At 66.6% G+C, this 10580-nt stretch carries 8 protein-coding genes and 1 pseudogene; 5 read left to right on the forward strand and 4 right to left on the reverse strand.

What is annotated here, in order from left to right:
- Positions 1–531 precede the first annotated feature (531 nt).
- Entirely contained in the window at positions 532–2337 is a 1806-nt protein-coding gene (locus tag QZ609_RS19865; RefSeq protein ID WP_295498481.1) for a tetratricopeptide repeat protein, read from the forward strand.
- A gap of 538 nt (positions 2338–2875) precedes the next feature.
- Here the strand turns inward: QZ609_RS19865 and QZ609_RS19870 are convergent.
- Together QZ609_RS19870 and QZ609_RS19875 are read right to left on the reverse strand one after the other, a co-directional pair.
- Positions 2876–3784, reverse strand: coding sequence for a dienelactone hydrolase family protein (locus QZ609_RS19870; protein WP_295498484.1), 909 nt, complete (start codon positions 3782–3784; stop codon positions 2876–2878).
- A 71-nt stretch (positions 3785–3855) separates the two neighbouring features.
- Positions 3856–5247 (reverse strand): sensor domain-containing diguanylate cyclase, encoded by a 1392-nt coding sequence (locus tag QZ609_RS19875; RefSeq protein WP_295498487.1) that lies wholly within the window; start codon positions 5245–5247, stop codon positions 3856–3858.
- Positions 5248–5615: 368 nt separating this feature from the next.
- On the opposite strand from QZ609_RS19875, the gene QZ609_RS19880 reads away from it, so the two are divergent.
- On the forward strand, positions 5616–6215 hold the full coding sequence (locus tag QZ609_RS19880) for an undecaprenyl-diphosphatase (protein ID WP_295498490.1): 600 nt from the start codon (positions 5616–5618) through the stop codon (positions 6213–6215).
- 13 nt (positions 6216–6228) lie between these two features.
- Here QZ609_RS19880 and QZ609_RS19885 read toward each other — a convergent pair whose 3' ends face one another.
- On the reverse strand, positions 6229–6675 hold the full coding sequence (locus QZ609_RS19885) for a heme-binding protein (protein WP_295498494.1): 447 nt from the start codon (positions 6673–6675) through the stop codon (positions 6229–6231).
- Between the two features lie 101 nt (positions 6676–6776).
- Here QZ609_RS19885 and QZ609_RS19890 point away from each other — a divergent pair, with 101 nt between their 5' ends.
- Positions 6777–7655 carry a LysR family transcriptional regulator gene (locus QZ609_RS19890; protein ID WP_295498497.1) on the forward strand — a complete coding sequence of 293 codons (879 nt, stop codon included), beginning with the start codon at positions 6777–6779 and terminating at the stop codon, positions 7653–7655.
- Positions 7656–7998: 343 nt separating this feature from the next.
- The gene (locus QZ609_RS19895; RefSeq protein WP_295498500.1) at positions 7999–9717 is read left to right on the forward strand and encodes an ATP-binding protein; all 1719 of its coding nucleotides are present in this window, start codon (positions 7999–8001) and stop codon (positions 9715–9717) included.
- 26 nt (positions 9718–9743) lie between these two features.
- On the opposite strand, the gene QZ609_RS19900 is transcribed toward QZ609_RS19895, so the two are convergent.
- Positions 9744–10229, reverse strand: a complete 486-nt coding sequence (locus tag QZ609_RS19900) for a MarR family transcriptional regulator (protein WP_295498503.1) — start codon at positions 10227–10229, stop codon at positions 9744–9746.
- A gap of 267 nt (positions 10230–10496) precedes the next feature.
- Between QZ609_RS19900 and QZ609_RS26805 the strand changes: the two are divergent.
- Positions 10497–10580: pseudogene (locus tag QZ609_RS26805) on the forward strand (oxidoreductase); the annotation flags it as partial.

The following is a 10580-nucleotide window of genomic DNA, read 5'->3' on the forward strand; positions in this document are numbered from 1 at the left end:
GAGCGCCGCGTTCGCAATGCGGAGGTCGGGAGTTCGATCCTCCTTCGGTCCACCAACATTCAGTGCAAAAAGCCTTGGAACCACAACGTGTTCCAAGGCTTTTTTGCATCCAGGGCCGTGATTGCATTGGGTGGCCGGCACGCCCGGCGTGACGCGATCCGTGGCGCCAGGAGGCATTTCGGTCGCTTGCGGGAGGTCCGCCAATTCGCCCGGACTGTGTCGCGGCCGGCATAAGAGCGCCCCCCCCAGCCAGTATGTTTCGCCCCCAGCCGCTGCTCGATGGGTGCCGCGCCGTCAGCCTTGATTTCTTAGTTCGAAAGAAATGCGCTCCTCCGCGACGCCCCCTTCCGAGGGGGCGAACCTACTGGCGGGGCGGGGTGGTCTGCACGGTGGCGCATAGATTTTCATATCAGAAAAGCCGATAGTTACAAAGGTAGTTTGTCGGCGTGTACGCCTGCGCCCACCTCCCAACTTCCTGTGCCGCGGCAGGGTTCATCACGCCTGGCCGACACGACGCTCTGCGGGGACGACATGGAAGATGAACAAGACGGACGAACCCCACAGCGAATACACCGGCGCCTGTGGGTCATGTTGCGCGAGCGGGTGAGCGAATGGTTCATTGGGGGCGTCCTCTTAGCACTCACCGGTTTCGCGCCGCAGGAATTCATCGCTCGACTCGTCCGCACGATTGCGGGGCCAGAGCGGGTGGGACATTTGTCACGCTTGGCGCTCGATGCGCGCCCGGTGATTGTCTTTGTTGGCGTCGCGATCATTGTGGCGGATGCGCTGTATCGGAGCCGGCACCGCCCGGTCACTGCCGCCCCGGGAAGGCCGCCGCGGCCTGAGGATGGCGCGGGGCGTTTGCAACCGAACGGCAGGGCGCTGGTGGCAAGCGAGGCGAGCGAACCGGAAGCATTGCCGCTCCCAAATAAGCCATGGCCATCGGAGGGGCGCGTGATACTGGTCGTGCTTCCGTTCGAAAGTCTCGGTGGTGGCGACAAATATGATTACTTCAGTGACGGTCTAACGGAGGACATGATCACTCAGCTTGCCCGGCTCAGCCCGGAGCGCCTGGGTGTGATCGCCCGGACTTCCGCGTTGCGCTACAAGTCCACGACCAAGACCCTTCATCAGATCGGCCAGGACCTCGGCGTTTCCCACGTGCTCGAGGGAAGCGTCCGGCGTGCCGGAGAGCAGGTACGGGTTGCGGCGCAGCTCATCCGGGTCAGCGACGAAACGCACCTTTGGGCCGAGACCTACGAGGGGAACCGGCATGACATCCTGGCCCTGCAGATCGAGGTGGCCAAGGCCATTGCCCGCGAAATTGAGATCAAGCTCACGCCGCACGAGCAAGGGCGCTTAGACCGTACGCCTGCCATTGATGCGCAGGCGCACGAAGCGTATCTCAAGGGGCGTCACTTCTGGTCCATGCGCACCGAAGAAGGACTGCGAAAGAGCATTGAGTATTTTCAGCTCGCGATTGAACATCAGTCGAATTTTGCCGCCGCCTACGATGGCGTGGCCGATGCTTACACGATGCTGGCCTGTCGCGGCGTGAGCCCTGCGCGCGAAACGTTTCACAAAGCAAAAATGGCCGCCAGGAAAGCGCTGCAGATTGAACCGGACTTAGGTGAGGCCTATGCGTCCCTGGCCCACGTGCGTTTGCACGATTGGGATTGGGTCGATCTGGACCAGGATTTCCTGCGCGCCATTGAACTGAACCCAGGACACGCGATCGCCTATTACTGGTACGCGGAATATCTGATGACGGTGGGCAGGCCCGAAGACGCCATTGCCAGGGTCAAGCAGTCCCGACAGATGGATCCGTTGAATTCCGTGCTGAATTCATCGGTTGCCATCATCTTGTATCTTGCGCGGCGATACGACCAGGCACAGGAAGAACTCCGTAAAGCCCTGGAAATCGATCCAAACCACTTTCTACTTCATTTCAGGCTGGGATTGGTTTACCAGCAGCAGAAGTTGTTCCCTGACGCCATCGAGGAGATGCAGAAGGCGGTCACGCTTTCCGGCAGGAGCACGGAGGCGCTGACGGGGCTGGCCCAGACCTATGCCGCAGCCGACATGAGAGCGGACATGCAGCAGATCGTGGATACGTTGGAGACCGAATCCGAAAAGCACTACGTCCACCCCTACAACATGGCGCGCGTGTTTGGTTCGCTCGGGGACAAGGAGCAGACCTTCGGCTGGCTGGAGAAAGCCTACGATGAGCACAGTCCTGACTTCATCGAGCTCAGGACAGAACCGACCTTCGACAGCGTGCGCTCCGATCCCAGATTTGCTGAGCTGTTGTCCCGCGTCGGGTTCAACCAGATCTGAAGGACGACCCTCTGTGCTGGGCGTCAGGGCAAGTGGTTGCGTATCGCGCTGGCCGCAGTCGCTGATCCAGTGGGATGTCGCGTTCTGGCATTCGCCGTGCGATGGTGGTGCGTGCGATCCTGCTCTGCCCACCAAGATTCAGGCCCCTTTTCTTTGGCCAAGTGCTGTGGATAAGCCCGCCTTGCCCTGTGGGGAACTACCGGGAAAGCGTGTTGGTTGTCCGGGGGCAGTCTGTCGATCGTGCCGGAACAACTTGCCCACGTGCCGACCGGCCGCGATGCGAACCGCCCGATTCATCCACGCGACGGCACACGCTGTGCGATGGGTTGTACTTTTCGCAAACCATTGACGCCAAAGCGTTTTTTTCGGCTATCCACAGAAACGGTGCACCGTTATCTACTACTACTATTTTTATATATAAAGAAATAAGTCAGAAACAGATATCAAGGGGCGCTTCAGAAGACGAAGCCGCCCCTGGAGAGCCGATCCACCCCGCCGACGCAGTCTCTGCAGGGTTTGCTGTTTGTGGACCGGCCACTCATGGATGCTTGACCTGCAGCGCCTGATCGAGGAATTCGAACATCCGGCGTTCCGCATCTGCGGTGACCTGTGCGTCGTAGCGATAGACGACATGGTTGCCGCGACCATCGGTCTTGCTGAAGTTGTTCAGGTTCTCGCAGTCCCAGCAATGCGTGGTGTCCGGATAGACGTGCCACTGGAAGGGCGCGCCGCTGTCCTTGGCGGCTTGCAATCTGGAAACGCATTCCGTGGCCACGGCCTCGGTGTCATCGGCGCCCATCAGCACGAGCAGGGGGCGGTCGATGTCGGGGTTGAGCACATCGAACGGGCTGCCGTTGCGCGGCCTGAGCGTGGCGCAGACCGGGTAGAACGCCACCGCCGCGTTGAAGCGCGCGCCGTCGCCCAGCGCCTCGGCCCAGTGTTTGCCGCTGAGCCCCACGCCCACCATCGCGCCCCACGAGTAGCCGGCGTGAGCGATGCGCGTCTTGTCGACGAAATCGAATGTGCCGAGGTAGGCCGCGGCCTGCAGGGCGTCCCGCACGCCGCGCATCGGCGTCACGCCACCCTGGGGGCCCATGCATACCGAGTCGACGCCGCGCGGGCCGAGGCTGTCGATCAGCAAGGCCACGTAGCCGTGGCGTACGGCGCGGCGTGCCCATTCCAGCATCGACTGGTTCTGCCATTTGCCGTGACCAAGACCGCCGCACTGGTGCTGCAGCACCAGGGCAGGGAAGGGGCCGTCCCCGGCCGGCTTGTAGAGCGCCATGGACGGGGTGGTGAAGATGCTGAATTCGCTTGTCTTGGCGGGAAACGTCAGGTCGGGCGCGCGCGCGGCTGCGCCGCGCAGCGCGGGCGTATCGAGCTGCGCGGCGGCCAGCAGGGGCAGCGCAAAGCCGATGGCCAGGATGCCGTGGCGCAGAAGGGGCATGGGCGGCTCGAGGGAAGGGCGAGGCCGCGGCGCGAAGGCAGGGTAACCCGGGCACCCTGCTGCGCGACCGCTCAGGCCATCCGCACGGCGCAGACTTCCTCCGCCGGCACAACCAGATTGCGACCGGCGGCTTTGGCCTGGTAGAGCGCCGCATCGGCGGCTTCGACCAGCGCCTCGAGGGTCGTCGGTGCGCCCGGCGCGGTGGTGGCGCAGCCGGCGCTGACCGTCACGAAGCGCGACGGCGTGGGCGCCTCGATGCGCAGGTACAGCACGGCTTCGCGTGCGCGTTCGGCAATCAGCAGGGCCTCGCGTGCAGTCGTGCCCGGCAGCACCACCACGAATTCCTCGCCGCCGTAGCGCGCGATGAAATCGTCCTGGCGCCGGATCACGCCCGCCAGTGCCTCGGCCACGGCCGCCAGGCAGCCATCGCCCTTGAGGTGGCCGTAGGCGTCGTTGTAGCGCTTGAAGTGGTCGACGTCGATCATGACCAGCGACAGCGGCGCACGACCGCGCCGCGCCGCGCCCAGCATCTTCGGGATCTGCTCGTTGAAGTAGGTGCGGTTGTAGATGCCGGTAAGCGCGTCGTGCATCGAGGTCTGCCGCAGCGACACATGCGCCTCGAACAGCCGCCGATACAGCGCCGTCACCTCCCACACCAGCACGCACACCAGCACGCCCGGCGCGAACATGCTGAAGATGCGTGCCACGTACCAGCCGACGGTAAAGCGGTCCGAACTCAGCAGGTTCAGGCTGGTGTCGGTAAAGCACGCCAGCGCGGCGATCGCCAGCCACAGGTCCAGCACCGAGCGCAGCCGCCCGGTGGCCAGTACCAGCAGCAGGGCGATGGCATTGAGCGCCCACAGGATCAGCGCGACTGGGTGGCCGCTCAGCACGCTGGCGCCGTCCGCGCCGTTGGCCGCGCCCAGTGCGGGCGGCAAGTCCACGCTGACGACGATGCCGCACAGCAGCGCGGCCACCAGCGCCGGCCCGCCAACCAGCAGCCAGGTCCAGCGGGTGATGTGCGCGGCATCGATCGGCTGGCGCCCGAAACGATCGCGCGCCAGCACGGCCAGGCTCACGAAGAGCGGGAAGCCGCCGTGCCAGAACACCCACATCCAGCCGGCGCTGGCGGGGCGGGCACCGAACAGGCCGGTCGGGCTGAAGACGCCAGGAAACATCAGCAGCTGCAGCGCCACCGCCAGCGCGGTGAAGGCATAGGCGCCGCCCAGCGCGCCCAGCACAGGCTGCCGCGTGACGGTGAACTGCGCCCCCAGCAGGAAGGCGGCAATGCCCGCGGTGGTAAACACGGTGAGCGCGCACATCGGCATGAACGGGCCGATGGCTGGCAGCGGTACGGCCGCCTGCGGCGCGGCAAAGGCCAGGATCAGCAGGATCGACAACGCGATTGCCCCGGCGCACACGGCCTGCTGGCGTGTGGCCCGCTGGATCAGAAAGCTTTCCATCTCCCACCCCCGGGAAAGATTGCATTTGCCCGGTCTGTGAGCTTGGCCCCGCCTTGGTGCGGCGGTGGTCTCGGTGCCGGGTCGATTGTCTGTGCGCCTTCATCATAGGCATGGCAGGAACGTCAGCAAAGGCCGATCGTGCGGTGTTCAACCGGGCGGCGGCCCCGTCACGCATGGCGGTGTGACGCGGCTGTGCGAGCGCTAAGTCTGGCGGCGTACGCTGCGGACAACGCCTGGCCAACCTGACGGGCGCGGGAACGACTGCGGCGCCTGCCGGACAAACGGCATTCCCCCGTTGATTGGCCCATCGAGCCTTGACCATTGGCCGAACCACCGTGCCCGCGCCCCGGGCGCTTGCCTGTATTGATATGGAAACCCTCAATCACACCCTGTTTCTGTGGCTCAACGCGCCAGCCCAGCCGCCTGCCGGCATGGTCTGGCTGGCGACGTTCTTTGCCGAATATGCGATCTGGCTGGTGCCGGCCACGCTGGTGGCTGCTTGGCTGTGGGGCGAGCCGCCGACGCGCCGGCACGCACTGCAGGCCGGCGTGACCGCCGTTGCGGCGCTGCTGGTCAGCGCCGGCTTTGGCCTGGCGTGGGACCATCCGCGCCCGTTCGTGATCGGCCTCGGGCACACGCTGATCGAGCACGCGCCCGATTCATCCTTCCCGAGCGACCACCTGACGCTGCTGTGGTCGGTCGCCTTCAGCCTGCTGCTGCATCCGCGCCTGCGCCGCGCGGGCGCGGTGCTCGCCCTGCTGGGGGTGCCGATGGCGTGGGCGCGCATCTATGTAGGCGTGCACTATCCGTTCGACATGGTGGGCGCGGCGGCGGTGTCGGCGGCCTGCGCGTGGCTGTGCAACCGGCCGCTGGCGCAGGCGGCGGCCGAGCCGCTGCACCGGCTTGCGTTGGCGGTGCACGCGCTGGTGCTGGCGCCGTTCGTGCGGCGCGGCTGGGTCAACAAGTAGGCGACCGGCCCGCTCACAGCGCGCCGGCGCCGGCCTGCGCCACCTGCGCATCCTGCGTCGACTGCATCCCCGACACGCCGATGGCGCCGATGACCGCGCCGTCGCGTACCAGCGGCAGGCCGCCATCGAGCGGCGTCAGGTTGGTCATGCCGAGCAAGCGCAGATGCAGCCCGCCCTGCGACAGCGCGTCTTCGAACACCTTGCTCGGACGGCGGAAGCGCACCGCCGTCTCCGCCTTCTGCCGCGCGACCTCGATGCTGCCGAGCTGGGCCTGGTCCATGCGCTGCTGCAGCACCAGATGGCCGGCAGCATCGACTACCGCAATCACCATCGGCCAGCCCTGGCGTTCGGCTTCCCGGCGGGCGGCGTCGGCGATGCGGCCGGCGTCGGCCAGGGTGATGGAGGCGCCGTAACGCAGCGGATGAAGGGGCGCAGAGGCAGTGAGTGTCCTGGCGGTCATGATGGGCTCCTTGAATGTGATGGCTAGAATGTACGGGCGCCCGTGTGCCCCGCCTAGCTGCGGGGGCCGACAGACACTCTCCCGCTTGCCGACAGAATCCGATGCCCTCGCTCGATGACTACGCCGTGCTGCTGGCCGTGGTGGACCACGGCAGCCTGACCGCCGCCGCGCGTGCGCTAGGGCGCTCGCTGCAGGCGGTCAGCCGTGCGCTGGCGAGCCTGGAGCGCGAGGTAAACGTGCAATTGATCGCGCGGACCACGCGCCAGGCGCACCCGACCGAAGCGGGCCTGGCCTTTGCCGCCCGCGTGCGTCCTGCCGTCGAGCAGTTGCGCCGCGCCCATGACCACATCGCCGAGCAGACCGTGCACATGCGCGGCACCTTGCGCATTGCTGCGCCCACGCTGTTTGGCCCGGCCTATGTGGTGCCGCTGCTGGCGGATTTTTTGCAGACGCACACGCAGTTGCAGACCGAACTGCTGCTCTCCGACACCCGCGCCGACCTGGCCGATGGGCGCATCGACGTGGCGGTGCGGCTCGGAGCCTTGCCGGACTCGGGGCTGCGGATGCGCGCGCTCGGCGCGCTGCGGCGCGTGGTGGTCGGGGCCCCGCACTACTTTGCGGCGCAGGGGCGACCCGGGTGTCCTGAAGACTTGTCCGGGCACACCTGCCTGATCCGCGCCGAAGCGGGGCACGAAACCTGGACCTTTGGCGAGGCGCGGCGCGTGACGGTGCGCGGCCGCTTTCGCTCGCCCAGCGCGGAGGCCTGCAACCGGGCTGCGGTCAACGGCCTCGGTATTGCACGGGCGCCGCTGTGGCAGGTGCGGCCGTGGGTTGAATCCGGCGCGCTGGAGATTGTGCTGGCCGAACATGAGCCGCCGCCGGTGCCGTTGCAGCTCGTGTGGCCGGCGGGGCGCACGCCGACGCGCGTGCGGGCCTTTATCGACCACGTGGCCGCGCGGCTCGACCTATCCACGCTCTGACTGGGCCGCCGACTCTCAGGCTGACCGCCACGCCCTTGAACAACAGGAAAGCTAGCGCGGGCGCGACGAAGCAGCGATCGAGGCGCCGTAGCAGGGCGCTGAGGCTGTCGATTCGAAGTTATTCACAGCAGACAATAAAGTTATTGAATATGTGATTAGTGCTGCCCGTGCCTAGAATTGGTGCTCCCCCCTGTCAATAGGAGAACGCACCAATGAAGGCCCTTCCCTCTCAAGCAGGACGCGCTGCCGCGCTGGTGCTCGGCCTCGCGGCTGCGGGCTTTGCCCAGGCCCAGACGCCCACCACCGGCACCATCAATTTCACCGGCTCCATCAAAGACGTTCCGTGCGAGATCGACACGTCGGCGACCAGCTCGACGAGTGGCTGGAGCGCGTGGACTACGGCGCGCCGTCGTACCGCTCGATCCTGCGCTACCGCTCGCGCGAGCTGATGATCATGGCGCTGGGCATCACGGGCATCCTGTTCATGACCTGGCGCGCCTGGGTGCAGCGCCGCCGTGCCGAGCGCAGCGAGCGCGACAAGGTCCGCTTCCTGGCCGTGATGAGCCACGAGATCCGCACGCCGATGAACGCCATCCTCTCCTCGGTCGAGCTGCTGCAGCGCACGCCCATGGACGACAAGCAGCAGCGCCTGGCGCATGTGGCCACCACCGCCTCGCAGACGCTGCTGGTGCTGCTGGACGACGTGCTCGACATCTCCAAGCTGGAGGCCAAGCGCGTCGAGCTGGAGCGGCTGCCCACGCATCTCGTGCCGTGGGCCAATGAAGCGCTGGACGTGGTGCGCTGGCGCGCCGAGCGCAAGGGGCTGACGCTGTCGCTCATGACCGGCATCGACCCATCGCTGTGCCTTCGCATCGACCCGACACGCACGCGGCAGATCCTGCTGAACCTGCTCTCGAACGCCGTGAAGTTCACCGAGCAGGGCGGCGTGACGGTGCGCCTGGCCTACGCGTCCGCCGCCAAGGCAGACGGCCCGGGCACCCTCGTCATCGACGTGGCGGACACCGGCATCGGCATCGCGCCGCAGGATCAGCGCGGCATCTTCGAGGCCTTCCAACAGGCCGATTCGAGCACCACGCGACGCTTTGGCGGCACCGGGCTGGGCCTGACCATCTCACGCGAGCCGGTGCGGCTGATGCGCGGCAAGATCGAGCTGCAGAGCACGCCGGGCGTGGGCACGGTCTTCACCGTGCGCATTCCGGCCGAGGTGGCGCCGGTCGACGCGGCACAGGCGGTGGTGGCGCATCCGGCGCCCGAGCGTGCCGTGACCCTCGCGCCGGAGCCCGCCGGGGTGACCAGTACGCTTGCGCCGCAGGACATGCTGGCCGGGGCGATCCAGCCGCGCCCGCGCGTGCTGGTGGTGGACGACCACCCGACCAACCTGATGGTGCTCGAGCAGCAGCTGCACCTGCTGAACTGCGACGCCGAGCTCGCCGCCGATGGCCGGCAGGCGCTGGAGAAATCCGCCGCGCAGCCGTTCCACCTGATCCTGATGGACTGCCACCTGCCCGATATCGACGGCTACACGGTGGCCGAGCGCATCCGCGCGCGCGAGGCGGAGGCGGGTGCGCATACCCCCATCCTCGCCATCTCGGCGGCTACCGACGAGGCGCACCAGCAGCGTGTGATGGACAGCGGCATGGACGGCATGCTCACCAAGCCCATCCGCCTGGACAACCTGCGCGAGATGATCGAGCTGTGGTGCGATACCGGGAGAGCAGCCGCTGCGCCCACCCCCGCGCCGGCCGGCGAAGACCGCGACTTGTGGTCGATCTACTTCGACTCGCTCGACGACGATCTGGAAAGCCTGGCCCACGCGCTGGACGCGGGTGACCCGGCGGCGGCGCGCTATGTCGCGCACCGTATCAAGGGCGCGGCGCTGACGGTGGAGCAAGCCGTCATTGCCGGTGAGGCGCGCGCGCTGGAAACCGCGCTGGCGCAGGCCAGCACCATCCCTGCCGATGCACCCGCCGCGCTCGCCAGCCTGCGCGCACACCGCGATGCGCTGCGGACGACGGACAGCGCAGACAGCGCCGTCCACTGACCGCCGATCGCCGTGCCGTACAGCGCTTACGCGTTGTGCAGCACGCGCAGCAGCAGGTTCTCCAGCTGCTTGACCTCGGCCTGCGAGAACCCGCGCAGCAGGTGGTTCAGCACGTCGACGATCAGCGGCCGGATCTCCGGATACAGCGCGCGGCCCTGGTCGGTGAGCGTGACCACCACCGAGCGCCGGTCCGCATCGCTGGGGGCGCGCTTGACGATGTTCTTCTTCTCCAGCCGGTCGATCAGCCGCGTCATCGCGCCCGGATCGTAGTGCAGCAGGCGCGATAGCTCGGCCGGCGTGGTGGCCAGGTCTTCGGCCAGGTAGATGACCACCATCCACTGCGCAGCGGTCAAGTCCAGCGACGCCAGCGCGCCATCGATATGCGTCACCAAGGCATGCCGGACCCGGTGGACGAGCCGGCCGACGTTGGTGTCGCGATCCATGGTGTCGAGCTGATACGGGCCTTCGCTGGTGGCGGTGGCCTCGGGTGGTGTTTGTACGTCGGTATTCATGGTGGTGCTCCCCGTTCGACCGGTGATCCGGTTTTGTGCGAGCCGCCTTCGCTCCCGTAAGCGAAGTGCAAGCTTCTGACATGCAGGCTAATCGTCGCTTGCCTGGGCCGTCAAGCCGGGGGCGTTACCGAGCCGGTGCGCCAAACCGCGTGGAAAACCGCGCTAAAACGATTGCGGCAGCGCGAAGGTGGGGTGGTTCGTATCATGTCTGAATCACCCGCCGCGATTTTCGCGTTATCCCTACGCCATATTCCCGACTTCAACACCATGGACCTCCACCTTCAGAACAGGCGTGCACTTGTGACCGGTTCCACCAAGGGCATTGGCCATGCCATCGCGGTTGCGTTGGCC

This window comes from uncultured Ralstonia sp., from assembly GCA_913056305.1.
Taxonomy (GTDB): domain Bacteria; phylum Pseudomonadota; class Gammaproteobacteria; order Burkholderiales; family Burkholderiaceae; genus Ralstonia.

What these genes read in the sequence shown, in the direction of transcription:
- QZ609_RS19870 (WP_295498484.1), bottom strand. Translation starts at nt 3,784, where the DNA reads ATGCCCCTTCTGCGCCACGGCATCCTGGCCATCGGCTTTGCGCTGCCC.
- QZ609_RS19900 (WP_295498503.1), bottom strand. Translation starts at nt 10,229, where the DNA reads ATGAATACCGACGTACAAACACCACCCGAGGCCACCGCCACCAGCGAA.
- QZ609_RS19885 (WP_295498494.1), bottom strand. Translation starts at nt 6,675, where the DNA reads ATGACCGCCAGGACACTCACTGCCTCTGCGCCCCTTCATCCGCTGCGT.
- QZ609_RS19875 (WP_295498487.1), bottom strand. Translation starts at nt 5,247, where the DNA reads ATGGAAAGCTTTCTGATCCAGCGGGCCACACGCCAGCAGGCCGTGTGC.
- QZ609_RS19890 (WP_295498497.1), top strand. Translation starts at nt 6,777, where the DNA reads ATGCCCTCGCTCGATGACTACGCCGTGCTGCTGGCCGTGGTGGACCAC.
- QZ609_RS19880 (WP_295498490.1), top strand. Translation starts at nt 5,616, where the DNA reads ATGGAAACCCTCAATCACACCCTGTTTCTGTGGCTCAACGCGCCAGCC.
- QZ609_RS19865 (WP_295498481.1), top strand. Translation starts at nt 532, where the DNA reads ATGGAAGATGAACAAGACGGACGAACCCCACAGCGAATACACCGGCGC.